This is a genomic window from Mycobacterium sp. (assembly GCF_035633495.1).
GTDB lineage: Bacteria > Actinomycetota > Actinomycetes > Mycobacteriales > Mycobacteriaceae > Mycobacterium.
The window spans coordinates 1-22,678 of sequence record NZ_DASQEU010000138.1 but is presented as its reverse complement, the minus strand read 5'-3'; the positions used below and the strand labels follow the sequence as shown (position 1 = coordinate 22,678).

Here is a 22,678-nt window from a genome sequence, read left to right as displayed (position 1 = left end):
AACGTGTCTGTTGCGTCGGCGTGTCGGGTACTTTTGCGACTGCTCGCGACATGAGTCATACGCCCGCTCCCTCCGGTGCAGCCAGCATCGAGGCACGAGGATCGAACGGGCATCCGCCCTCCAGGTGCGCCAGGTATTCGTCGCGGAAGTACTTGATCGACGAGATGATCGGACTGGCCGCACCGTCGCCGAGCGCACAGAACGACTTGCCGAAGATCGCGTCGGCGATGTCGAGCAACTTGTCCACGTCCTCCCGTCGACCGGTGCCGTTCTCGAGGCGCTCGTAGATCTGCGCCAACCAGTACGTGCCCTCGCGGCACGGCGTGCACTTGCCGCAGGACTCGTGCGCGTAGAACTGCGTCCATCGGCGGACCGCCCGCACCACACACGTCGTCTCGTCGAAGATCTGCAACGCCTTGGTGCCCAGCATCGAGCCGACGCCGGCCATGCCCTCGTAATCCAGTGGGACGTCGAGGTGTTCGGAGGTCAGCAGGGGAGTCGACGACCCCCCGGGCGTCCAGAACTTCAGCTCGTGGCCGGCCCGCACCCCACCCGCGTAGCCGAGCAGTTCGCGCAGGGTGATGCCCAGCGGGGCCTCGTACTGCCCGGGAGTGGTGACGTGTCCAGACAACGAGTAGAGCGTGAAGCCAGGGGACTTGTCGGACCCCATCGACTTGAACCAGTCCACCCCGCCGCGCACGACGGCGGGCACGCTGGCGATGGATTCGACGTTGTTGACCACCGTCGGGCAGGCGTACAGACCGGCGACGGCGGGGAACGGCGGGCGTAGGCGCGGCTGGCCGCGTCTGCCCTCCAGCGAGTCCAGCAGTGCAGTCTCCTCGCCGCAGATGTAGGCGCCCGCTCCCGCATGCACCACTAGGTCGAGGTCGAACCCGGACCCGAGGATGTCAGTGCCGAGGAATCCCGCCGCATAAGCCTCGGCAACGGCGGTCTGCATCCGACGCAGCACCGGCACGACTTCACCGCGCACGTAGATGAACGCGTGACGCGCCCGGATTGCGTAGGCGGCGATGATCGCACCCTCCACCAGCACGTGCGGGGTGGCCATCATGAGCGGAATGTCCTTGCAGGTGCCGGGTTCCGACTCGTCGGCGTTGATCACCAGATAGTGCGGCTTGGCCCCGGCGCCCTCGGTGCCCTGCGGGATGAACGACCACTTCTGGCCGGTGGGGAAGCCCGCCCCGCCGCGACCGCGTAATCCGGACTCCTTCACCAAGCCGATCACCGCGTCGGCTTCCATGTTCAAGGCCGTGCGAAGCGCGCGATAACCAGCGTGGCGCTGGTAGGACTCGATGGTCCAGGAGGACGGTTCGTCCCAGTATCTGCTCAAGACCGGTGTCAGGGTCATGGCTGCGCCCCGTTCTTCGGCGGCAGGTCGGCCGACGGAGCAGGCGCCGGCTGGTCGCGAGCCGTTTGCTCGGTGATCTCGTCGTCATCCGGCCCCTCTGCGGTGGCGCCCGATTCGGAGACCGCGGGCGCCGTCATGCCCCGCTCGTGAGCGATCCGCAAGCCGGCCAGCGTGGCGTCGCCGGCGGTGGCGCCGTCGTTGGCGCCCGGCCGCGGATCGGCGAAACCGGCGAGGATTCTCGCCGTCTCGCGGAAGGAGCACGGGGGAGCGCCGCGGGTAGCCGTCACGGGCACGCCGCTGCGAAGGTCATCGACGAGATCCCTTGCCGACGAGGGTGTCTGATGGTCGAAGAACTCCCAGTTGACCATGATCACCGGTGCGTAGTCACATGCGGCGTTGCACTCGATGTGCTCGAGGGTGACCTTCCCGTCATCGGTGGTCTGCCCGGCATGGACGTCCAGGTGGTCTTCGAGAACCTCGAGGATGGCATCACCGCCCATCACCGCACACAGCGTGTTGGTGCAGACGCCGACCAGGTACTCACCGGTGGGCGTGCGGCGGTACATCGAGTAGAACGTGGCCACCGCCGTCACTTCTGCGGGGCTGAGGTCCAATTGTGCTGCGCAGAAGGCTATTCCAGCAGACGTGAGGTAACCGTCCTCGGCTTGCACCAGGTGCAGCAACGGGAGCAGGGCCGATCGCGCGACCGGGTAGCGTGCGATGACCTGTACGGCATCACTGGCCAACCGCTGGGTGACGTCGGCCGGATAGGAATGCGGGCCACTCGAGATCGGCGGTCCTGGCTCGTCGGGCCGCGGGCCCAACCGAAGGTCTACGACGCTCACCTGTCCACGCCTCCCATCACCGGATCGATCGAGGCGACCGCGGCGATGGCGTCGGCCACCATGCCCCCTTCGCACATCGCGGCCACCGCCTGCAGATTGGTGAACGACGGGTCGCGATAGTGCACGCGGTAGGGCCGGGTGCCGCCGTCGGACACCATGTGGACGCCGAGCTCACCCCGCGGTGACTCGACGGCGACGTAGACCTGCCCCGCGGGGACGCGGATGCCCTCGGTGACCAACTTGAAGTGGTGGATCAGGGCCTCCATCGAGCCGCCCATGATCTTGGCGATGTGTTCGGGTGAGTTGCCCAGCCCGTCGGGCCCGACCTTGAGGTCGGCGGGCCAGGCCAGCTTCTTGTCGGTGATCATCACCGGGCCCGGCTTGAGTTTGTCCAGACACTGTTCGACGATCTTCAGCGACTCCCGCATCTCCCGGACCCGGATCATGTAGCGGCCGTACGCATCGCATTCGTCGGTGGTGATGACGTCGAAGTCGTAGTTCTCGTAGCCGCAGTAGGGCTGGGCGCGGCGCAGGTCGTGGGGCAGGCCGGTGGAGCGCAGGCAGGGGCCGGTGATTCCCAACGCCATGCAGCCGGTCAGGTCGAGGTAGCCGATGCCCTGGGTGCGGGCCTTCCAGATGTAGTTCTCGTTGAGCAGATTTTCCATGTCCCGCAACCGCTTCGGCAGCAGCTGCAGCAGCTCCTCGAGCTGGGGCACCGCCTCGTCGGGCAGGTCGGCGGCCAGACCGCCGGGCCGGATGTAGGCGTGGTTCATCCGAAGGCCGGTGATGGTCTCGAACACCGACAGCACCAGCTCGCGTTCGCGGAACCCGAAGAACATGGCCGACATCGAGCCGAGTTCCATGCCACCGGTCGCCAACGCCACCAGGTGGCTCGAGATGCGGTTGAGCTCCATGAGCATGACCCTGATGACGCTGGCACGTTCGGGGATGTCGTCGGTGACGTCGAGCAGTTTCTCGACGCCGAGGCAGTATGCCGTCTCGTTGAAGAACGGTGACAGATAGTCCATCCGGGTCACGAACGTGACGCCCTGCGTCCAGTTGCGGAACTCGAGATTCTTCTCGATCCCGGTATGCAGGTAGCCGATCCCGCACCGGATCTCGGTGATCGTCTCGCCCTCGATCTCGAGGATGAGTCGTAGGACGCCGTGGGTCGACGGGTGCTGCGGACCCATGTTGACGACGATGCGTTCGCCGGCGACGGCACTGTCGCGGGCGGCGTTGACGACCTCGTGCCAGTCTTCACCGCCCACCGTGACAAGGATCTCTTCGGGCGGGTTGTCGGGTTTGGTCATCAGTTGTAGGACCTCCGCTGGTCGGGCGGTTGAATCTCGGCGCCGAGGTATTCCACGGGGATGCCGCCCAACGGGTAGTCCTTGCGTTGTGGATGTCCCACCCAGTCGTCGGGCATCTCGATGCGGGTGAGCGACGGGTGTCCGTCGAAGACGATGCCGAAGAAGTCGTACGTCTCGCGTTCGTGCCAGTCGGTGGTGGGATACACCGAGAACAGCGACGGCACATGCGGATCGGCGTCGGGTGCGGCGACCTCGACGCGGATTCTGCGGTTGTGGGTGATGGACATCAGCGGGTAGACGGCGTGCAGTTCGCGTCCGACATCGCCGGGGTAGTGCACACCAGAGACGCCGAGGCACAGCTCGAACCTCAGCGCGGCGTCGTCGCGCAGTGCCTGAGCGACGGCCACCAGGTGTTCACGCCGTACCTCGAGGGTCAGCTCGTCGCGGAACACCACCACGCGCTCCATGGCGGCGCCGAACGTGTCCTCGCCCAGCGCTGCCGCCAGATCGTCTACGACGTCGTCGAAGTAGCCGCCGTAGGGCCGCGGCGAGCTGCCCGGCAGTGCCACGTCGCGCACCAGCCTGCCATAGCCCGACGTGTCACCGGTGCCCTCGACGCCGAACATGCCCCGACGCTGGCCGATCACCTCCGACTCAGCCCCGAGTCGCTGCGCTCCTGCCCCCCGATCCGACTCATCGCCGTTGCCGTTGGTTGCCGTCATGGGTGCAGCAACCCCTTGAGCTCGATCGTCGGCCGGGTCGCGAGGGCGGCCTCCTCCGCCGCCGCGATGGCCTCGGCGCGGTTGACGCCCAGGGGCATCTGCTGAATCTTGTCGTGCAGCATCAGGATTGCGTTGAGAAGCATCTCGGGTCGCGGTGGGCAGCCTGGCAGATAGATGTCGACCGGCACGATGTGGTCGACACCCTGCACGATGGCGTAGTTGTTGAACATTCCGCCCGACGAGGCGCACACCCCCATGGCGAGAACCCACTTGGGTTCGGCCATCTGGTCGTACACCTGACGCAACACCGGCGCCATCTTCTGGCTCACGCGACCCGCGACGATCATCAGATCAGCCTGGCGGGGAGTCGCCGAGAACCGTTCCATGCCGAACCGTGCGATGTCGAACCGCGGTCCCGCCGTGGCCATCATCTCGATGGCACAACAGGCCAGCCCGAACGTTGCGGGCCACAGCGAACCCTTGCGGACGTAGCCGGCGACCTTCTCCAACGTCGAGAGGAGGATGCCGCCTGGTAGTTGTTCTTCGAGTCCCATGATTCAGCTCAATCCCAACTGAGTCCGCCGCGCCGCCACACGTATGCGTAGGCGACGAACACCGTGAGCATGAACAACAGCATCTCGACGACGGCGAACAGTCCGAGGGAGTCGAACGCGACGGCCCAGGGGTAGAGGAAGACGATCTCGATGTCGAAGACGATGAACAACATCGCGGTGAGGTAGTACTTCACCGGGAACCGTTGTCCGGTCTGCAGGTCGCCGGGAGATCCCGGTGCGACGGGTTCGATGCCGCACTCGTAGGCCTCGAGCTTGGCCCGGTTGTAGCGTCGCGGCCCGATCAGGACGGCGATGCCGACCGATCCGACCGCGAACGCAGCCGCGATCCCGCCGAGAACCAGAATGGGCAGGTAGGCGTTCATACAGCTGTGTTGCTCCCTCATTGGGCCGTCGATGTGAGCTACGACATAGCTTAGTCTCGTTAACGGTCGGCTCGGCGCATTTTGGATAGGATCCGGCGAAGCAACTGCGTACCGATGTCTTGCGACAAGATCAATGCGAGAAGTGAATGGTGCCAGCGTGTTTCGTGCTGGCTACTGCGCGATCGAGCGCAGTAGCGACGCGACGGCCTCTCCCAGTCGGATCGGGTCGATCGGATGGGACACGGCCGCTTCTGCCCGCGACCACGAGGCCAGCCATGCGTCATCCGGGCGGCCCGTCAGCACCAGGATGGGCGGGCAGTGCGCCACCTCGTCCTTGAGTTGCTTAGCCAGCCCCATCCCGCCCATGGGGGTCGCCTCACCGTCCAGGATCGCGAGGTCGATGCCGCCCTTGTCCAGGTTGTCGACGACTACCGGCGCGGTGGCCACGTCCAGATACTCCAACTCCGGGAGATCGGGGTGAACCCGCTTGCCCAGCGCACTGCGCACTTGATCGCGAGTGCGCGCGTTGTCGCTGTAGACCAGGATCTTCAGGGTCGACTCGGGCACATGGGCGATGCTACGACCAGTGCCCATCGCACGGTGTGAATACGGCGTTGGCGACGAGTTCGGTCGTCATCGCGCCAGGAGGGCAGCCATGTCGGCGGGGTCGAAGTACTCGTCGATCCTGACGATCAGCCCGCCGGTGTCGATCTTGATGACGATGCAGACCCGCAGGGTGATCGACGCACCGTTGTTTCCCTCGGCGCGCAGCACGTGCTGCTGGACGAACCCGCCGTCGAAGAACTGACGGTCCAGGATCTCGTAGGTGCGCTTCGTGGTGGTCCCGATGAACCACCTGATCACCTTCAGTGCGCGGACGCGGTCGTTGTCCGCCTCGTCGCCGCTGTGCCACACCGTGACCTCTCTTGCCCACAGGTTCGCGACGGCGTCGTCGTCACCGCGCTCGATCGCGCTGAAGAGTCGGTCCGCCACGTCCAGGCTCAGATCCACGTTCACGTTCGTTCTGCTTCGGGGTTGACCTCAAGTTCGGTTCAGGTAGAAGACTGGGCCGCATGACCACACCGGCACGTGCACGATTCAACGACGCCTACCAAAGCGGCACTCCGCCTTGGGTTATCGGCGAACCTCAGCCTGCGATCGTCGAACTCGAGCAGACCGGGATGATTTGCGGCCCAGTGCTCGGCGTCGACTTCGCGCCGAACGCGGTCGACGAGGCCCGGGAGAACGCCGCGGCGCAGGGCGTCGACGCGCGCTTCGAGGTCGCCGACGCGATGGATCTCGGCGTCGAACGAGCGCGCTACGTCGCGAGCCTGCACCGCGCCATCCGGCCGGGCGGCGTGTTGCATCTGCTTGCCCTCTCGGACGCTGGTCGCGGCTTCGGACCATCGGTGAGCGAAAGGGTGATACGGGAGGCGTTCTCCGACGGCTGGCAACTCGAGGCACTCGACACCGCGACGTATCGCGGGATCGTCGGGCAGGCGCACGCCGAGAGCCTCGGGCTGGCCGTGGGCACGGTTGTCGACGAGCCCGCCTGGTTGGCGCGGGTCCGACGAAGCTGAGCGCCTACCCCTTCTCATAGCCCGGATGCGAGACGGTGAGCCGGTGCAGCACGAGGTCGCGCAATGCCGACGCGACCTCGGCACCGCGGTCGTCGAGGTCGCCAGCACGAATCGCCGCCGCCAACGCCCGTTCGTCGCCGAAGCCGAGCAGATCCGGTGCGGCGATGTCGTCGAGCAGTTCGCGCTCGACGGTACGCAGCACGTTGGCGGCGACGCGCGCGTGGAAGTTGACGGCTCCCGTCGTGCCGTCCTTGACGTCGGACTCCAAGAACTCGGCGACCGCGGCCACCAGTTCGGCGGCGGTGGGCCTGCCGTGCAGGTCGGTCACGGTGCCTCCAACAAGGTGAGCAGGTCGAATTCGGTCTCACAGACGCGACGCCCGATGGCGGCGAGTTCGACGGATCGCGTCTGCCCCGACAGGTGCCGTTCGGCCTGGTACCGGCAGATCACGCCCCAATGCAGCGTCGACAGCACCAGCCACCATCGCATTGCCGCGCGATCGAGCGTTGCGCCCGAGGCGTCTTCGTAGGCGAGGAGGAAGTCGTCGATGCTGCCGAGGCCACCCGCTCCGAGCGATTCCGGCGCACCGAAGCGCCAGGCCCGGATGCAGAACCACGCCAGGTCCTCGTAGACCTCGCCGGCATGGGTGAGCTCCCAGTCCAGCACCGCCGCCAGCCGAGCCGGATGTTCGCTGGTGTCGATGATGAGGTTTCCCATCCGAAAGTCACCGTGCACCAACACGTTCGGCGACGCGGGCGGCCGGTGCGCGGCCAGCCACCGAAATGCCCACTCGAACGTCGCCGTGGTATCACCCATCTCGTCGAGCTGGGCGTGCCATTCGTCGATCTGGTCGGACGCCTCGAGCCCGATACCCCTCGGGTCGGCGCGATGGATGGCCGCCAGCGCCCGTGCGCACTGCCGGACCAGATCGGACCGTGAGTCGTCGTCCAGCGCTCGTTCAATTCGGCGGACGATGGTCTCGCCGCCGATGAAGTCGCAGACCAGATACGGATTCCCCAGTGCGGCAGAGGAATCGTCGGCGACCAGCACGCGTGGCACCGGTGCGCCCGCCGCCGCCGCCCGACCCAACGCCGCCGCCTCCAGCTCCATGCCGGCGTGGATCTCGTCCGGTGGACCGATGCGGAGAATCAGCTCCCGCGAGCCGGCGTCGGTGATCGCCGTGAACGCCCACGTGGCACGGCTCGCGCCCCCGGTCAGCACACGCAGGTCGTCCACCCGTATCGCCCCGAGCGGCGGCTGTAGTACCTTCGCCAGCGCGGGCGCCAACTCCTCGGGGGTCACGGCACCGACCGGCCGAACTTGAACATCCGCTGGGCCACGCGTCGGATCTGAATCTCCTCCGCGCCCTCGGTGATCCGGTACCGGCGGTGGTGCCGGTAGATGTGTTCGAAGGGCTCGTGGCGGCTGTACCCGAGGCCGCCGTGGACCTGCATCGCCCGGTCGGCGGCCTCGCACACCAGTCGGTTGGCGCGGTAGTTCGCCATCGACACCTTGTCCGACACCTCCATGTGGTGGTTGCGGTCAAGGTGCCAGGCGGCGTAGTAGACCAGCAGTCGCACCATCTGCGCTTCGGTCTGCAGCTCGACGAGTGGCCACTGGACGGCCTGGTTCACCGACAGCGGCTTGCCGAACACCACCCGCTCGGAGGCGTAGGCCGCGGCCCGGTCGATGCAGTACTGCGCGGCGCCGAGACTGCTGGCCGCCTGTCGGATCCTGTTCTCGTGCAGGAAGGTCTGTCCGACTTCGAGGCCGTGATCCACTTCGCCGAGTACCGCATCGGTGGGCACCCGGACGCCCTTCAGTTCCACCTCGCCGTGGTCGGTGGGCATGTTGAACGTCCACCAGTAGAACGGCACGCTGAAACCGGGGCTGTCGCAAGGGACGAGGAACGCCGTGATGCCACGGGCCTGACCCGCTTCGCCGGACGTGCGTGCGAAGACCAGGTCGTGGGTGGCGCGGTGCACGCCCGTATTCCACCGTTTGGTCCCGTTGATCACCCAGCCGTCGCCGTCGGCCACGGCGGTGGTCTCCAGCCAGGTGGCATCGGAACCGTGGTCCGGTTCGGACAGCCCGAACGCCATCGAGCGCTCGCCCGTGAGAAGGGCCTCGCCCCACTCCTTCTTCTGCTGATCGGTGCCGAACCGGTCCATCATGATGACCTGCGGGAAGTTGCCGACGATCGACGACTCGTCCTGCAGGTCGTTGTGCAGGCCGAGGCCCCTGTGCGCCAGGTGTTCCCGAATCACGGCCATGTCGAGATTGGAGCCGTCGCGCCCGCCGAATCGGGACGGCAGCCCGTACCGCAACCAACCCGCCGCGTCGGCTCTGCGCCGCATCTCGTCGAGCAGATCCTCCCAGGCCCGCTGCGGAATGCCGCCGTTCTCCCAGTCCGTGCGGGCGTACTCCCGGCGACGGTCGAAGTACTGCATGTGTTCGGCTTCCAGCGGCTTGATCTCCACCTCGATGAAGGCGTCCATCTCCGCCAGCAGACCTGGAAGGTGTTCGGGCAGTGCGAAATCCACGATGATCTCTCCTAGTAGCCGTAAAGGGTCTTTTTCCAGATCGTCGAGAGTGTGGCGATGGCGTCGGCGTCGCTGATCTGCAGGTTGAGCCCCGACGGGCGCAGGTATACCGCGGTGAAGTTCTCGAACAGCAGCGCGATCGCCGCCCCGGTGTGCTCGGCGTCGAGGTCGGCGGCGTACCCCTGCTCCCCGGCGCGGCGCACCGATGCGGCGACGATGTCCATGCCGAAGCGGCGGAACTCGTTCTGCACGTCGGCGAACCTCGGCTTGGTGTCGGCGAGTTGGTTCACGGCGATCATGATGCCGATGTTCTGCTTGAACATGTTCCAGTATCCGGTCACCACCGCGGTGAAGAACGTGCTGTCGTCGGCTGATTTCGGTAGGTGCACCGCCAGCCCCGAGGGCATCACCACGTCGTGCAGGAAGGACTCCGCCAAGCCGGCCAGCAGGTCTTCCTTGTCGTCGTAGTAGCGGTAGAACACCGCGGTCGACTTTCCTGCTGCAGACGTGATGTCAGCCAACGTCGTTCCGTGAAAACCACGCTCGGCGAACAGCTTCCGAGCGGCGAGTTCGATGGCCTCACGCGTCTGGCGGCCCTTGGCGGTGAGTGGGTCCGGTGGCATCGTCAGCCCAGGATGCGATCGCCGGCGCGCAGCAGCGCACTGGGTAGGTCGTGACCGACGACCGTCCGCGCGACGTCTGCCGCGCGGATCGCTGCCTGCAGGTCGACGTCGACCCCGATGCCGCTGTCGCGCAACAGGTAGACGAGGTCCTCGGTGGCGATGTTGCCGCTGGCACCCGGCGCGAACGGGCAGCCGCCGAGCCCGCCGACCGACGAGTCCAGCCTGCGGACTCCCGCGACGACGGCGGCGTAGGCGCTGGCCAGTCCGGCACCACGGGTGTCGTGGAAGTGGGCGCCGAGCGGAATGTCGCCGATGACCGGGCGAAGGAGCTCGATCAGGGCAGTCACGCGTCGTGGCGTGGTGGTGCCGATGGTGTCGGCGATCGCGATCCGGTCGGCGCCGATCTCGACGGCCGCGGTGGCGATGTCCAGTACCCGCCCGGGGTCCGTCGGCCCGTCGAACGGGCAGTCCCATGCGGTGGCGATGATCACCTCGACGGTCGCGTCGTTCTCGTGCGCGATGCGGGCGATGTCGGCGATCAGTTCGGTGGACTCGGCCGTCGAGCGCCCCACGTTGGCGTGACTGTGCGCGTCGGCCGCCGACACCACGTATTCGATCGAGCTCATCCCCGCGGCGATGGCCCGACTCGCTCCACCAGGTCCGGCGACCAGTGCGGAGAACTCGACCCCATGGGATTCGCGGAGACGGGGCAACTCGGCGGCCAGTGCTGCGGCGTCGGCGAGCGCGGGCACTTTCGACGGCGAGACGAAGGCGGTCGCCTCGACTTCGCGCACACCGGTGGCGACGACCGCTTCCAGTAGTTCGATCTTGGCGGACAACGGGATCGGGTCCTCGATCTGCAAGCCGTCGCGCAGGCAAACCTCGCGGATGGTCACATGGTCAGGCATCACAGCACGCCCTCCGCCCGCAGCGCCGCGAGCTCTTCTGCCGACCTGCCCAGCAGCTCGCCGTAGACCTCGTCGTTGTGTTGTCCGGGGCGGGCCGAGCCGGCATAGCGGATCGTGCCCGGCGACTCCGAGAGCACCGGCACCACGCCGGGGCCTCTCACGTTGCGCTCGACCCGCTCATCCCAGTGGTCGGCGATCATGCCCCTGGCCAACAACTGTGGATCGGTGACGACCTCGGCGACGGTGTTGATGGGCCCGCTGATGACGCCTGCCGCGCTGAGCGTGGCGATGATGTCGGCGGGTTGGCGTTGCGCCGCCCACGCGGCGATGATCTCGTCGATCTCGTCCTGGTTGCGGCCGCGGGCAACGTGATTGACGAAGCGTTCGTCGGTCGCGAGTTCCGGCTGGCCCATGGCACCGCAGAGTCGGCGGAAGACGGTGTCCTGGTTGGCTGCTATCACCACCCAGCTGCCGTCAGCGGTCGGGTAGATGTTGGACGGCGCGATGCCCTCGAGCCGGGTGCCCGACGGTCCACGGACCACGCCGCCGACGTCGTAGTCGGGAATGGTGGATTCCTGGATCGCCAAACACGATTCGGTGAGCGCCGCGTCGACGATCTGGCCCTCGCCGGTCACCGTGCGACGGTACAGCGCCGCGAGCGCGCCCTGCACGGCGAACATGCCCGCCAGGCTGTCACCCAGCGACAGCGCGAGTCGTGGGGGAGGCCCGCCGGGAAAGCCGTTCATGTGCCGCAGCCCGCTCGCGGCCTCGGCCACCGAGGCGTAGCCGGCCTTGTGGGCGTCGGGCCCGGTCTGACCGTAGCCGGAGACCCGGACCAGGACGATGCCCCGATTGCGTTCCCGCAGAACGTCGTAGCCCAGATTCCACTTCTCCAGTGTGCCGGGCCGGAAGTTCTCCACGATCATGTCGGACTGCTCGACGAGGTCGAGGAACAGTTCGCGGCCCTTGGCCTCGCGCAGGTTGAGCGTGGCGGCCTTCTTGTTGCGCGCATGCACCGTCCAGAAGAAGTGGTGCCCGTCGAGTTCGGCCTGTCCCCAGGTGCGCAGGGGGTCGGGTGCGCCCGGCGGCTCGATCTTGATGACCTCGGCCCCCATGTCGCCGAGCAGGCGCCCGGCGAACGGTCCCGAGATCAGCGTGCCGACCTCGATGACGCGGATGCCGTCGAGCGGGCCGGTGACACTCACTCGGGCTCCGACGAGAAGCCTTGCCGGTGAAGCCAATCGGTGACGATGCCGACCGCTTCGCGCAGGGCGCCGCGTTGGTCGGGGCCCGCGTAGTAGTGGTTGGCGCCGGCGATCTCGTGCATCTCCTTGTCGGGATGCCCGATGGCCTCGAAGAGCCTTCGGGTGTGGCTCGGTGTGCACGCGTCGTCGGCGAGGTTGCCGATCACCAGCGTGGGCACGGCGATGTCGGGTCCGCAGTCCACGGCGTCACCGTTGGCGTCGTCGTAGCTCCACTGTGAGAGCCAGCTGCGCAGGGTGCAGAACCGCGCCAGTCCGACCGGGCTGGAGTTCACCACCTGAGGATCGCCCAGATAGCAGGTGCCCGGGGTGCGATCGTTGGGATCGACGGTCGGATCCAGCCAGCGCGGGTCTGCCATGGTGCCGTGCACCACGAACGCGAACTCGTCCTCTCGGCGTCCGGCGGCTTTCAGCTCGGCCAGCTTCTCCCTGACCCACTTGGTGATTCGTCGGTTCCTGGCGACCTGGGCCTTCCGGTAGCGGTCCAGGAACTCTGCGGTATACGGCGGCTGGTTGGGGTTGTCGGGGTTGTACAGGTCGAGTTCCGGATCGCGCTTGGACGGGTCCGACTCGTCGAGGATCGAGGCGTCCAGCCACTCGGTCATGGTGCCGTGGCGGCTGATGTGGGCCGCCAACAGCAGGATGCCGTCGGCCGGAATCAGGCCCAGCTTGGTCAGGTCCGGACCATCGCCGGACGGGCTGGCCGTGATCGTCGGATGCTGGGCCTGCTGCTGGTAGAACACCGACAGCGAGCCGCCACCGCTCCAGCCGGCCAGTACCACCTTGGTGTAGCCCAGCCGGTGCTTGGCGTCCTTGATGCACTCGCCGAGGTCCTCGACGACCTTCTCCATCAACAGGGCCGAGTCGGTACCGCGGAATCTGCTGTTGCAGTAGATGACGTGGTGCCCGGCGCGGGCCAGGCCGTTGATCATCGGCAGGTAGGCACCGCCGCCGATCGGGTGCATGAAGACCAGCACGGTATCTGATGTCGCCGCCGGGGCGGCTCCGGCGGCCGACGGCGCTTGGGCCTTCGGCTTGAGCAGGTAGCTCTCCAGTACGACCAGTTCGGCAACGCCGCCGTACACGTCGCGAACACTCGAGGTGTTCTGGTAGGCAACGAGATACGGAATCCGGTCGTACTCGTGCTTGACCGGGGCGTCGACGTTGCCCATCAGTGCTGCCCCAGATCGTTGGCGTGCACCTCGGCGGACGGCACCAGTCGACGGCGGGTGTCGATCGCGATCACCGACCAGTCGACCCGGTCGTAGTCGTCGAACTTGCGCCTGGCCCGTTCCCGCGCCTTCTCCGGCGCGCCATGGTGAAGCCCTTGCGGCGCATGGGAAACCAGCCCGGGCGGCATCGGAATGCCGTACAGGGAGCCGCCGTGGAAGAAGGCGATCTCGTCGTAGTCGACGTTGCGGTGATACCAGGGCGTCCGCTCGGTGCCTGCCACGCCCTCGGCGGGCTTGGGCAGGAAGTTCATCACGTAGACGCCGGTGGCCTGCATGAACATGTGCACGGTCGGTGGCAGGTGCACGCTGTCGGAGGTCACGACGTTGTAGTCGGCGATGTTGAACGCGAAGGGGAAGTTGTCGCCCTGCCAGCCCTCGACGTCGAGCGGATTGTGTTGGTAATACAACGTTGTCGGGCCACCGTCGTGGACGAGGCGGACTTCGTACTCGTCGCGGCCGTCGTCGTCGATCGCCTGGGGCTCGGGGATGACGGCCTGCGACGGGTCGAACGGGAAGTGCCTGCCCAGTTGCCCTGGCGGCGGCACCCTGAACTCCTCGGTGGCCTGGATCATCAACAAAGTCGACTCGCCGTCCGGCACCTGGCGGAACGTGCACGCCTTGGGGAGGTAGATCCAGTCGCCCTCGCGGTAGCGCAGCGGGCCGAACTCCGTCTCGAGCAGCCCGGAACCCTTGTGTACGAACGAAAGTAGGTCACCGTCTACGTAACGCACGAAGTAGGGCATCGGCTCGGTGCGTCGTGACAGCAGCACCAGGCAGTCGGCGTTGGAGAACATCAGCAAGGGGCCACCGTCGGCGTCGGTGGCGTCGGTGGGCTTCAGTTCGCTGGACAGCACGTCGACGGGGCGCAGCGGTCCGACCGACCGATATGCGGTGGGGTCGTGGCGCCGGTAGACGCTGGCGGTCCGTCCGGTGAACCCGGCGCGGCCCAGTTCGTCGTCCTTGAGTCCGTCGAGGTCGGCGTGCAGGCGCCGCGGCGTCCTGCCCTTGCGCAGGTGAACGAATGATTCCATGGCGGGCTCCATCACGTCGTCGGGACAAAGATAAAAATGAAGTCAGTTTCACTTTAAAGCTGCGCGGGGTTGCCGGTCAATGGCCGTGGCTCCGTCAGCCGCGGGTCAGACCATCGCCGTCCGAGGGATCTTCATGCCCAGCGCCAGTGCACCCGCCAGCTCACGGCTGGTGTCGTAGTCGAAGACGACGTGGCCCGAGATCACGTCGACGTCGCGTTTGAAGCGCTGCAGCGGACTGCCGAGGAAGTGGGCGCTGGCTCCGGATGCCTCCGTCAAGGTGGCGATCACGGCGCGAGACTCGTGCACGATGTGCGCGGCGGCCATCCGTGCGTCGCCCCGCACGGGCTTGGGCGCCGGATCGCCCGCGTTGACGATGTCCTCGATCGCGCCCACGGTGTCGGCCAGCAGACCTCGCAGGGCGCGCAGCCGTACCGTTGCCTCCCCGAGGTGGGCCTGCGCGATGGGCTTGTCCTTCTGCATGACGCCTTCGTAGGCCAGCACCCGCTCCGCCAGGCGCTCGGCGTAGATCTGGGTGACGCGCTCGGCACTGCCCAGCGCGCGCATGGCGGCCAGCAGTGCCTAGGCGGGGACCATCGGCCAGCGGTAGGTCGGCGCATCGTGCAGGCTCGCGCCCGGCGCCGTGCCGCCGTTGATGTCGGTCACCCGCACCAGCCCGGTGCTGGGGCATGAACGTCTCGGTGACCACCACGTCGTTGGAGCCGGTCGCCCGCATCCCGTCGGTGTGCCACACGTCTTCGATCGCGAAGTCGTCCGCGGGCAGCAGGGCCAGGGCGGGGTAGATGCCGTCGTCCGGACCGCAGAGGGCGCCGACGATCAGCCAGTTGCCCGCCATCACCCCGGTGGCCCACGACCACTGCCGTCGCGAGCGCCTCCTCCTGGGCCTGCTCGCCGAACAGCGCCAGCATCCAGTTGTGCAGTGTGTAGAAGCCGATCGTCCACGCGCTGGAGAAGTGCAACCGTGGGCCATCCGGCGCACGGGTCCGCGAAGCTACCATACTAAATAGTACGGAGACGGCGATCAATGCGCGAGCATCAGGTCCAGGAAGTGTTCGCGCCGTGCTGCGTGCCGGGTGTCCGGCGTCGGTCCGGAGAGGTGCAGGAAACCGATGCCCGCGGCGAACGTGGCGTTGGCCCGCACGTCGGCCTCGTCGACGTCGAAGCCGTCGTCGACGAAAGCCTGGCGAACGGCGCGCAGCAGCCGTCGATCCGCGGCGCGCACACTCTCGGCAACGGCGTCGTCCGAGCGGGCCCATTCGCGCATCGCCCGTTCCAGCGTCCAGTGCCGCGGGCTGACGAGAGACGAGATCATCTGCGACAGCCTTTCCCGAGGCGCCAGATCGCCCATGTCGTCGAATGCGCGGCGATCCTCGTCCCGCAGTCGTCCCCACGATTCGACCAGTGCGGCGCGGTAGCTCGGCATGCCGTCGAAGTGCCAGTAGAAGCTGCCCTTCGTGACGCCGAGGCGATCGCACAGCCGATCGATCTTGAGCGACTTGATGCCTTCCTCGGCGAGGAGCGCGTACCCGGCCTGAATCCAGTCGTCAAGGCCGAGTCGGTTGCTGGAGGGGCCACGAGGAACGGCCACGGGCAGCAGCCTACGGCGCGATTGGCCGACCGGCAGGCGGCGGCTTGACCTGGAACGACGGGTGCCGGGGTGGCTGGTGATGCTAGCAACATGTTTTACTGCGTGTCGACAAGTTAATTCTTAGGTCCGCCTGCTAGCGCGGCGCGGGCGCGGTTGGCGGTGATCCCGCTGCCGCTTGGGCGATCTCGCATCGCAGGAGTCGACGGCTTACCCGTAACAGAAACTGGATGGATTAGTAGATGTTGTTTGACGGAATTCTCGGGCGCTGGGCGCGCCGACTGCTGATGGCGACCATGGCGGTTCTCTTGCTGCCGGGCATGATCGGCGCGGTAGGGGGCAGTGCGACCGCAGGGGCGTTCTCACGCCCTGGTCTCCCAGTCGAGTACCTGATGGTTCCGTCGCCCTCGATGGGGCGCGACATCAAGGTGCAGTTCCAAACCGGCGGCCCCAACTCGCCCGCCGTCTACCTGCTCGACGGCCTGCGCGCGCAGGATGACTTCAACGGCTGGGACATCAACACCCAGGCGTTCGAGTGGTACCTGGACTCGGGCCTCTCGATCGTCATGCCCGTCGGTGGTCAGTCCAGCTTCTACTCCAACTGGTACAAGCCCGCGTGTGGCAAGTCCGGTTGCTTGACCTACAATTGGGAAACGTTCCTGACCTCGGAGCTGCCCAACTACTTGGCGGCCAACAACAGCGTGAAGTCCACGGGCAGTGCTGCGGTCGGCCTGTCGATGGCCGGCAGTGCCTCGCTCGTTCTGTCGGCGCACCACCCCGGCCAGTTCATCTACGCCGGCTCCATGTCGGGCTTCCTCAACCCGTCCGAGGGCCAGTGGCCCGGCCTGATCAACCTGTCCATGGGTGACGCGGGCGGTTACAAGGCGAACGACATGTGGGGTCCCGCAGAGACCGATCCGGCCTGGCAGTACAACGACCCGATGGTGCAGATTCCGACGATCGTCGCCAACGGCACGCGCATCTGGGTCTACTGCGGCAACGGCACCCCCAGTGAGCTGGGCGGCAACAACCTGCCCGCCAAGTTCATCGAGGGCCTGACCATCCGAACGAACCGCACGTTCCAGGACAACTACATTGCGGCCGGCGGCAATAACGGCGTGTTCAACTTCCCGAACAACGGCACGCACGACTGGCCCTACTGGGGTTCGCAGCTGCGGCAGATGAAGCCCGACCTCATCACCCACCTGCTCTGATCGTGACGGGCGGCGGGCGGGTTCAGAACCCGCCCGCCACCTTCACGACTGCGCGACCGGAGAACTTCCCGGCCCGCACCCGGTCGACGACCTCGACGACGTCCTTCACGTCCACGTCGTGGGTGATCTGCGAGAGTCGTTGCGGCTTCAGGGATCCGCCGAGGAGTCCCCAGAGTTCGCGGCGCGGACCGATGCGCATCATCACCGAGTCCATGCCCAGCAGTGCCACGCCCCGCAGGATGAACGGCATCACCGTCGTGTTCAGTGCCGGACCGCCGGTCAGTCCGCTGGCGGCCACCGCGCCGCCGTACGACATCGTGCTGAGCACGTCGGCCAATGTGGCGCCGCCGACGCAGTCCACCGCACCCGCCCAGCGCGTCTTGCCGAGCGCCCGCGGCTTCGCATCCGGGTCGGCGGGCAGTCGGGGGATCACCTCGGCGGCACCGAGCGCCTTCAATCTCTCCGTCGCGTCCGCCTTCCCGGTCGACGCGATCACCTCGTAGCCCGCCGCCGACAGCAGGTCGACGCTCACCGAGCCGACGCCACCGGTCGCCCCCGTGACCACGACGGGCCCGTCATCGGGGTTGACGCCCCAGGCGATCAGCGCCTGCACGCTCATCGCGGCGGTGAACCCGGCCGTGCCGATCGCGGCACCCTCGTACGGGCTCAGCGAGGCGAGAGCGACGACTTCGTCGGCAGGCACCCGCGCATACTCGGCGTAGCCGCCGTGCCGCCCGGTGCCGATCTCGTAGCCGTGGGCGAGCACCGCATCGCCGACCTCGAACTCGTCCGACGACGATTCCACCACCTCACCGGTCAGGTCGATGCCGGGCACGATTGGGTAGTCACGCACCACACCGCCCTTCGGCGTGAGCGCCAGCGCGTCCTTGAAGTTGACGCTGGAGTACGCCACCCGGATCGTCACCTCACCGGGCGGCAGATCCGATTCCGCGAGCGTCTCGACCGCCGCCTCGATGCGATCTCCGTCTTGCCGCGCGACCAATGCCTGAAAGTCATCCATGGGTCCGACGTTATCGTGCCGGTCGCGAGAGGTCAGCTACTTCAGCTCAGCCGAGGACAGCCCGAGTAGTCGACGTGCGACGACCAGCTGCTGGATCTGCTGGGTGCCCTCGAAGATGTCGAGGATCTTCGAGTCCCGCGCCCACTTCTCGAGCAGCGTGTCTTCGGAATAGCCTGTGGTGCCAGCTAATTCGACAGCCTTGAGGGTGATGTCGCTGGCCACCCGGGCGGCCTTCGCCTTGCCCATCGAGGCTTCCTTCGAGTTCGGGATCTTGTTGTCGGCCTGCCACGCCGAACGCAGGGTCAGCAGATAGCCCGACTCCCACTCGGCCTCCATGCGCAGGAACTCCGCCGCGGCCGCGCTCTGGGCGTGGGCCGGCTTGTCGTAGGAGATCTCCACGCCCGCGTCGGTGAGGATGGCGCGCAACTGCTCCAGCGACGCACGCGCGACGCCGACCGCCATCGCCGCCACGATGGGTCGGGTGTTGTCGAACGTCTCCATGACACCGGCAAAACCCTTGTCCACCAGGATGTCCGGGTTGCCGAGGAGATTCTCCTTCGGGATGCGGGCGTTGTCGAAGCGAATGGCGGCGGTGTCCGACGCCTTGATGCCGAGCTTGTGTTCGAGGCGCTCGACCGTCACGCCCGGATGTTCGCGCGGCACGATGAACGACTTGATCGCGGCGCGCCCCTTCGTTTTGTCCAGCGTCGCCCACACCACGATGTGGCTGGCCCGCGAGCCGGCGGTGACGTAGATCTTCTCGCCGTTGATGACGTATTCGTCACCGTCGAGCTTGGCCGTCGTCGTCACTGCCGCCGAGTCCGAGCCGAAGCCCGGCTCGGTGATCGCCATCGCGGCCCAGACCTTGCCCAGGCGCTCGAGCTGCTCGTCGGTGGCGACACCGGAGAGCGCGGCGTTGCCGAGCCCCTGGAAGGGCACCGACAGCAGCAGGGCGACGTCGCCCCAGCTGATCTCGAGCGCGTTCACCAACGCGGACATGTTGGCGCCGTTGACTGTTACCTTCTTGCCGCCTTCAGCCTCTACGACACCGCGAAACGCCTCGGCGCCTGCAAAGGAGATGGTGTTGGCTGCCGTGAGGCCGTCGAAGAGGTCGGCGAGGGTGTCCAGCTCGACCGGGTAGGCGTGCTCGGCGAGGTCGTACTTGCGGGAGATCGGACGCAGCATCTCGGCGGCGCCGTCGTGCGCCATGTCGATGACGGCCTGCAGCTTGCGCGGCATTTCCAGATTGATTGCCATGACTGGGTTTTCCGTTCCTGGTTTCTTGGATTCAGCCGTTAGATGACGACGACACCCTCGGCAACGCCGAGCGCGCGCAGATCGCGGTACCAGCGTTCGACCGGGTGTTCCTTCGTAAAGCCGTGACCGCCGAGCAGCTGGACACCATCGAGGCCGATCTGCATGCCCTTGTCGGTGGCGAGCCGCTTGGCCAGTGCGGCCTCGCGGGCGAACGGCAAGCCCTGCTCGGCTCGGGACGCGCCACGCCAGGTGACCAGCCGCAGCCCGTCGAGCTCGATGGCGATGTTGGCGCACATGAAGGCGACGGACTGCCTGCGGGCGACGGGCTCCCCGAACGCCTCGCGTTCCTTCACGTAGGGGACGACGTAGTCGAGCACGGCATGTGACGTGCCGACTGCCATTGCGGCCCAACCCAATCGGGCGAGCGCGATGGCTTCTGAGTAGTCTTGGGACGCCTCGCCGTCCGCGATCCCGTCCTCGCCGAGCCGGTTGTGCAGCGGCACCGCGACGTTGTTCAGCTCGACCCGGCCGAGTGCCGCCGCGCGGATTCCCATGCTGGGGTCGGCCTTGACGGTGAGTCCCTCGGATCCGGACTCGACGATGAACAGCGTGGGCTTGCCGTTGAGCTGCGCGCCGATGACGAACAACTCGGCATTGGCGGCCGCGGGCACCAGGGACTTGACGCCGGTGAGCCGGTAACCGCTCGGGGTGCGAACGGCGACGGTCTTCAGCGCCGTCGGATCGAACAGGGCGTGGGGCTCGGCGATCGCGACGCATGCCTGCGGCACGTTCTCGCCCGCGAACTCGGGCAGGTAAGTCGCCTGCTGATCGGCGCTGCCCCAGTGGGTCAACGCCGACGCGACGCCGCCGGGCGCGAGGATGGGCAGGGCCAGCCCCATGTCGCCGTACGCGAGAGCCTCGGCGACGAGGGCGTTGGTGATCGTGCTGCGGTGCGCCGCGATGCCGTGGAAGTCCTCGGGGATGTTGATCGCGGTGACACCGATCTCGGTGGCCTTGGCGACCAGATCCACGGGGTAGGTGGCGGCGGAGTCGGCGTCGTGGGCGGCGGGGCGCAGCAGTTCCTCGGCGAACTCCGCGACGGTCTCGACGATCATCTTCTGTTCGTCGTCCGGCGTCAGGTCGAAGTAGTCCGCACCGGCGGGCTTGAGCCGGGTGGGCGGCTTGCCGATGCCCTGCACGCGCTTGAACTGGCGGGTCGATGCGCCCAGCGCCGAGAACGCCGTCTTGACGCCGTAGCGCAGGCCGCGGTTGAGGGGGTCCCGCAGGCCGTGTCTGTCCAGGAATTCCTGGCCGAGCAGCGGGGTGATCAGCGCCAACCCGACGGCGGTCGGGGAGCGCTTGTGCTTCTTCAGACCCACTGCACTTTCGGACTTGGAGCGCTTCGGGCGCTGCTTGGAGCCGTTCGATGACGGCAGAGTGTTGGTCATGTCGGCAGCCTCGCGTCGTTGGGGCAGTGCCCCATGACCGTATCTTACTCTCGAGTAAGGTAACGGGAATCTGTTACCAACATCACGCCATGGGGCGAGGCCTGTCCGCCCATGCCGTTCGGCGGGTCGAGGGGAACTGTCACGGGGACGAACGGCAGGGTGATCCGCGGGTCTGCCACTGCGGTCGGAGCGACGAGTGCGGCCCCCAATCCGGTCAAGGCGGCAGCGGCGAGGATCGTGGACTTCTTCATCCCGATGACGCTAGGGGCTTCGAGGTTCCGATGAATCGGGGATTCCCCTATTCTTCGACCCCGACTATTGCGGAATCGTGAGCCTGCCGAGTACTTCGTCGTGGAGCAAGCCGTTCGTAGCGACGGCGCTGCCGCCGTGTGGGCCAGGTGAGCCCTCCATGTTCGTGAACCGGCCGCCGGCCTCACGGACGAGGATGTCCAACGGTGCCAGATCCCAGAGCTTGACCTCGGGTTCGGCGACGATGTCGACCGCGCCCTCGGCCAGCAGACAGTAGGACCAGAAGTCGCCATACCCGCGCACCCGCCACACGGCGTCGGTGAGCTCGAGGAAGCGCCCACGACGCTCCTCCCAGCCGGCGGCGAAGTCGGAGAACGACAGGCTGGCCGAGTCGAGCGCCGCCACGCCCGACACGGAGATCCGCCGGCTGGCCCCGTTGAACGACGCGAATGCCCCGTCGCCCGAGCTGGCCCACCACCGCCGCGCCAGCGCGGGCGCGCTCACCACGCCGACCGTGGGAATCCCGTCCTCCAACAGTGCGATGAGCGTCGACCAGACGGGCACCCCCCGGACGAAGTTCTTGGTGCCGTCGATCGGATCGAGCACCCACTGCCGCCCCGCGAAAACCGCGGTACCGCCGAACTCTTCGCCTAGCACCGCGTCGTCGGGACGATTGGCGGCGAGCAGGCCGCGGAGCAACTCCTCCGCCGACTCGTCGGCGTCGGTCACCGGTGTCAGGTCGGGTTTCGTCTCGATGCGGAGGTCCAGCGCGCCGAAACGGGCCAACGTCAACTCGTCGGCCTCATCGGCCATTTGAAGCGCAAGACTGATGTCACCCGAGACTGTGCTCATGGCTCGACTCCCACTCGCTCCGGTCCTCGCTCGTCCCTCGCTGCGATCCTCACTCGGGATCGTCTTCGGATGCTCATGGCTGCAGTCCTACCATGGGCGGTGTGTGGGAAATCGCCGTGCTCTTGCTGTTGGTTGGTGGCATCGTGCTGTTGTTGGCACCGAGGATGATGGGGAGGCGCGGTCCCGGTGGCCCTGGCGGACAACTCGCCCACGGCACCCTGCTCATCACCGGGGTCAGCTCGGGGCCGGACTCCGACGGGTCGCAGTACGTGACCATCACGGGCGTCATCAACGGCCCGACCGTCCGTGAGCACGAGATCTATACCCGCATGATGATGAACGTCGGTACTTCGCCGACCATGGGCCAGCTGATACCCATCGTGTACTCCCCGAAGAACCCCGACAAGTGGGGTTTCGCGCCGACGCAGGCACCCGAGACGCCAGGGTCGGCCACCGAACTCGGCTAGGCGGCGAACTTCGCGAGCTCGATGCCGATGTGGACTTCGATCTCGCTGAGGTCGATTCTGGTCGGGCCAGGAAGCGGCGGCGCCGTGGAGAGATGCCGGGCCCCGGTGGGGGTGGTGAATTCGGCTGTGTGGCAGCCAGTTTCATCACTGGTCGCCGTCACGGTCCAACCGGGGGCTTCCTTGACGTAGTTGCAGCGCTCAC

Annotated in this window: 25 protein-coding genes and 2 pseudogenes; 3 read left to right on the top strand and 24 right to left on the bottom strand. The window is 67.0% G+C overall.

The annotated features are described in order from the left end of the window. Positions 1–55 precede the first annotated feature (55 nt). The 8 genes from nuoF to VET27_RS20490 all read right to left on the bottom strand — a co-directional run bounded on the left by nuoF (position 56) and on the right by VET27_RS20490 (position 6,203). Entirely contained in the window at positions 56–1,369 is a 1,314-nt protein-coding gene (gene nuoF, locus VET27_RS20525; protein ID WP_526521460.1) for an NADH-quinone oxidoreductase subunit NuoF, read from the bottom strand. After that, positions 1,366–2,214 (bottom strand): NADH-quinone oxidoreductase subunit NuoE, encoded by an 849-nt coding sequence (nuoE, locus tag VET27_RS20520; protein ID WP_526521459.1) that lies wholly within the window; start codon positions 2,212–2,214, stop codon positions 1,366–1,368. The genes nuoF and nuoE overlap by 4 nt, the downstream gene beginning before the upstream one ends. After that, complete coding sequence (gene nuoD, locus VET27_RS20515) at positions 2,211–3,527, bottom strand: NADH dehydrogenase (quinone) subunit D (protein WP_526521458.1); 1,317 nt, start codon at positions 3,525–3,527, stop codon at positions 2,211–2,213. The genes nuoE and nuoD overlap by 4 nt, the downstream gene beginning before the upstream one ends. Beyond that, entirely contained in the window at positions 3,527–4,249 is a 723-nt protein-coding gene (locus VET27_RS20510) for an NADH-quinone oxidoreductase subunit C (protein WP_526521457.1), read from the bottom strand. Before VET27_RS20510 ends, nuoD begins: the two co-directional genes overlap by 1 nt. After that, positions 4,246–4,803, bottom strand: coding sequence for an NADH-quinone oxidoreductase subunit B (locus VET27_RS20505; protein WP_526521454.1), 558 nt, complete (start codon positions 4,801–4,803; stop codon positions 4,246–4,248). Before VET27_RS20505 ends, VET27_RS20510 begins: the two co-directional genes overlap by 4 nt. Positions 4,804–4,811: 8 nt before the next feature. Further along, entirely contained in the window at positions 4,812–5,186 is a 375-nt protein-coding gene (locus VET27_RS20500; protein ID WP_526521452.1) for an NADH-quinone oxidoreductase subunit A, read from the bottom strand. 171 nt (positions 5,187–5,357) lie between these two features. Further along, positions 5,358–5,780, bottom strand: coding sequence for an Rv3143 family two-component system response regulator (locus tag VET27_RS20495; protein WP_526521450.1), 423 nt, complete (start codon positions 5,778–5,780; stop codon positions 5,358–5,360). A 39-nt stretch (positions 5,781–5,819) separates the two neighbouring features. Then, positions 5,820–6,203: a nuclear transport factor 2 family protein gene (locus tag VET27_RS20490; RefSeq protein ID WP_526521448.1), complete on the bottom strand. Its 384-nt coding sequence runs from the start codon at positions 6,201–6,203 to the stop codon at positions 5,820–5,822. A gap of 56 nt (positions 6,204–6,259) precedes the next feature. Between VET27_RS20490 and VET27_RS20485 the strand changes: the two genes are divergently transcribed. Continuing rightward, positions 6,260–6,766 (top strand): class I SAM-dependent methyltransferase, encoded by a 507-nt coding sequence (locus tag VET27_RS20485; RefSeq protein ID WP_526521446.1) that lies wholly within the window; start codon positions 6,260–6,262, stop codon positions 6,764–6,766. Between the two features lie 4 nt (positions 6,767–6,770). Here the strand turns inward: VET27_RS20485 and VET27_RS20480 are convergent, their stop codons facing one another. The 10 genes and pseudogenes from VET27_RS20480 to VET27_RS20435 all read right to left on the bottom strand — a co-directional run bounded on the left by VET27_RS20480 (position 6,771) and on the right by VET27_RS20435 (position 15,977). Further along, the gene (locus tag VET27_RS20480; protein ID WP_526521444.1) at positions 6,771–7,094 is read right to left on the bottom strand and encodes a DUF6285 domain-containing protein; all 324 of its coding nucleotides are present in this window, start codon (positions 7,092–7,094) and stop codon (positions 6,771–6,773) included. Then, complete coding sequence (locus VET27_RS20475; RefSeq protein ID WP_526521442.1) at positions 7,091–8,068, bottom strand: phosphotransferase family protein; 978 nt, start codon at positions 8,066–8,068, stop codon at positions 7,091–7,093. Before VET27_RS20475 ends, VET27_RS20480 begins: the two co-directional genes overlap by 4 nt. Continuing rightward, the gene (locus tag VET27_RS20470) at positions 8,065–9,309 is read right to left on the bottom strand and encodes an acyl-CoA dehydrogenase family protein (protein WP_526521440.1); all 1,245 of its coding nucleotides are present in this window, start codon (positions 9,307–9,309) and stop codon (positions 8,065–8,067) included. The genes VET27_RS20475 and VET27_RS20470 overlap by 4 nt, the downstream gene beginning before the upstream one ends. An 11-nt stretch (positions 9,310–9,320) precedes the next feature. Continuing rightward, on the bottom strand, positions 9,321–9,932 hold the full coding sequence (locus tag VET27_RS20465) for a TetR/AcrR family transcriptional regulator (protein ID WP_526521438.1): 612 nt from the start codon (positions 9,930–9,932) through the stop codon (positions 9,321–9,323). Positions 9,933–9,934: 2 nt separating this feature from the next. After that, the gene (locus tag VET27_RS20460) at positions 9,935–10,840 is read right to left on the bottom strand and encodes a hydroxymethylglutaryl-CoA lyase (protein ID WP_526521436.1); all 906 of its coding nucleotides are present in this window, start codon (positions 10,838–10,840) and stop codon (positions 9,935–9,937) included. Beyond that, positions 10,840–12,045 carry a CaiB/BaiF CoA transferase family protein gene (locus VET27_RS20455; protein ID WP_526521434.1) on the bottom strand — a complete coding sequence of 402 codons (1,206 nt, stop codon included), beginning with the start codon at positions 12,043–12,045 and terminating at the stop codon, positions 10,840–10,842. Before VET27_RS20455 ends, VET27_RS20460 begins: the two co-directional genes overlap by 1 nt. Further along, complete coding sequence (locus VET27_RS20450) at positions 12,042–13,274, bottom strand: alpha/beta hydrolase (RefSeq protein WP_526521432.1); 1,233 nt, start codon at positions 13,272–13,274, stop codon at positions 12,042–12,044. Before VET27_RS20450 ends, VET27_RS20455 begins: the two co-directional genes overlap by 4 nt. Further along, positions 13,274–14,365 carry a homogentisate 1,2-dioxygenase gene (locus tag VET27_RS20445; RefSeq protein ID WP_526521430.1) on the bottom strand — a complete coding sequence of 364 codons (1,092 nt, stop codon included), beginning with the start codon at positions 14,363–14,365 and terminating at the stop codon, positions 13,274–13,276. Before VET27_RS20445 ends, VET27_RS20450 begins: the two co-directional genes overlap by 1 nt. A 105-nt stretch (positions 14,366–14,470) precedes the next feature. Further along, a pseudogene (locus VET27_RS20440) lies at positions 14,471–15,365 on the bottom strand (acyl-CoA dehydrogenase family protein); the annotation flags it as partial. Between the two features lie 39 nt (positions 15,366–15,404). Further along, positions 15,405–15,977 (bottom strand): TetR/AcrR family transcriptional regulator, encoded by a 573-nt coding sequence (locus tag VET27_RS20435; RefSeq protein WP_526521481.1) that lies wholly within the window; start codon positions 15,975–15,977, stop codon positions 15,405–15,407. Positions 15,978–16,210: 233 nt separating this feature from the next. Here VET27_RS20435 and VET27_RS20430 point away from each other — a divergent pair, with 233 nt between their 5' ends. Next, a complete protein-coding gene (locus VET27_RS20430; protein WP_526521428.1) occupies positions 16,211–17,182 on the top strand; it encodes an alpha/beta hydrolase in 972 nt (323 codons plus the stop codon). Positions 17,183–17,204: 22 nt separating this feature from the next. Here the strand turns inward: VET27_RS20430 and VET27_RS20425 are convergent, their stop codons facing one another. The 5 genes from VET27_RS20425 to hisN all read right to left on the bottom strand — a co-directional run bounded on the left by VET27_RS20425 (position 17,205) and on the right by hisN (position 22,009). After that, positions 17,205–18,203 (bottom strand): acrylyl-CoA reductase family protein, encoded by a 999-nt coding sequence (locus VET27_RS20425; protein ID WP_526521426.1) that lies wholly within the window; start codon positions 18,201–18,203, stop codon positions 17,205–17,207. A 36-nt stretch (positions 18,204–18,239) separates the two neighbouring features. After that, a complete protein-coding gene (locus tag VET27_RS20420) occupies positions 18,240–19,460 on the bottom strand; it encodes an acyl-CoA dehydrogenase family protein (protein WP_526521424.1) in 1,221 nt (406 codons plus the stop codon). Positions 19,461–19,498: 38 nt separating this feature from the next. After that, positions 19,499–20,908: an acyl-CoA dehydrogenase family protein gene (locus VET27_RS20415; RefSeq protein ID WP_526521422.1), complete on the bottom strand. Its 1,410-nt coding sequence runs from the start codon at positions 20,906–20,908 to the stop codon at positions 19,499–19,501. 44 nt (positions 20,909–20,952) lie between these two features. Continuing rightward, positions 20,953–21,159, bottom strand: a complete 207-nt coding sequence (locus VET27_RS20410) for a hypothetical protein (RefSeq protein WP_526521420.1) — start codon at positions 21,157–21,159, stop codon at positions 20,953–20,955. Positions 21,160–21,223: 64 nt separating this feature from the next. Further along, complete coding sequence (gene hisN, locus VET27_RS20405; protein ID WP_526521418.1) at positions 21,224–22,009, bottom strand: histidinol-phosphatase; 786 nt, start codon at positions 22,007–22,009, stop codon at positions 21,224–21,226. A 101-nt stretch (positions 22,010–22,110) separates the two neighbouring features. Here hisN and VET27_RS20400 point away from each other — a divergent pair, with 101 nt between their 5' ends. Further along, positions 22,111–22,476 carry a hypothetical protein gene (locus VET27_RS20400; RefSeq protein ID WP_526521416.1) on the top strand — a complete coding sequence of 122 codons (366 nt, stop codon included), beginning with the start codon at positions 22,111–22,113 and terminating at the stop codon, positions 22,474–22,476. Here VET27_RS20400 and VET27_RS20395 read toward each other — a convergent pair. Next, positions 22,473–22,678: pseudogene (locus VET27_RS20395) on the bottom strand (HNH endonuclease); the annotation flags it as partial. The gene VET27_RS20400 and the pseudogene VET27_RS20395 sit on opposite strands and share 4 nt — an antisense overlap.

Coding starts and splice junctions, on each gene's coding strand:
- nuoF (WP_526521460.1), bottom strand. CDS start 1,369: ATGACCCTGACACCGGTCTTGAGCAGATACTGGGACGAACCGTCCTCC.
- nuoD (WP_526521458.1), bottom strand. CDS start 3,527: ATGACCAAACCCGACAACCCGCCCGAAGAGATCCTTGTCACGGTGGGC.
- VET27_RS20510 (WP_526521457.1), bottom strand. CDS start 4,249: ATGACGGCAACCAACGGCAACGGCGATGAGTCGGATCGGGGGGCAGGA.
- VET27_RS20505 (WP_526521454.1), bottom strand. CDS start 4,803: ATGGGACTCGAAGAACAACTACCAGGCGGCATCCTCCTCTCGACGTTG.
- VET27_RS20500 (WP_526521452.1), bottom strand. CDS start 5,186: ATGAACGCCTACCTGCCCATTCTGGTTCTCGGCGGGATCGCGGCTGCG.
- VET27_RS20495 (WP_526521450.1), bottom strand. CDS start 5,780: ATGGGCACTGGTCGTAGCATCGCCCATGTGCCCGAGTCGACCCTGAAG.
- VET27_RS20485 (WP_526521446.1), top strand. CDS start 6,260: ATGACCACACCGGCACGTGCACGATTCAACGACGCCTACCAAAGCGGC.
- VET27_RS20465 (WP_526521438.1), bottom strand. CDS start 9,932: ATGCCACCGGACCCACTCACCGCCAAGGGCCGCCAGACGCGTGAGGCC.
- VET27_RS20460 (WP_526521436.1), bottom strand. CDS start 10,840: ATGCCTGACCATGTGACCATCCGCGAGGTTTGCCTGCGCGACGGCTTG.
- VET27_RS20450 (WP_526521432.1), bottom strand. CDS start 13,274: ATGGGCAACGTCGACGCCCCGGTCAAGCACGAGTACGACCGGATTCCG.
- VET27_RS20445 (WP_526521430.1), bottom strand. CDS start 14,365: ATGGAATCATTCGTTCACCTGCGCAAGGGCAGGACGCCGCGGCGCCTG.
- VET27_RS20430 (WP_526521428.1), top strand. CDS start 16,211: ATGTTGTTTGACGGAATTCTCGGGCGCTGGGCGCGCCGACTGCTGATG.
- VET27_RS20425 (WP_526521426.1), bottom strand. CDS start 18,203: ATGGATGACTTTCAGGCATTGGTCGCGCGGCAAGACGGAGATCGCATC.
- VET27_RS20420 (WP_526521424.1), bottom strand. CDS start 19,460: ATGGCAATCAATCTGGAAATGCCGCGCAAGCTGCAGGCCGTCATCGAC.
- VET27_RS20415 (WP_526521422.1), bottom strand. CDS start 20,908: ATGACCAACACTCTGCCGTCATCGAACGGCTCCAAGCAGCGCCCGAAG.
- VET27_RS20410 (WP_526521420.1), bottom strand. CDS start 21,159: ATGAAGAAGTCCACGATCCTCGCCGCTGCCGCCTTGACCGGATTGGGG.
- hisN (WP_526521418.1), bottom strand. CDS start 22,009: ATGAGCACAGTCTCGGGTGACATCAGTCTTGCGCTTCAAATGGCCGAT.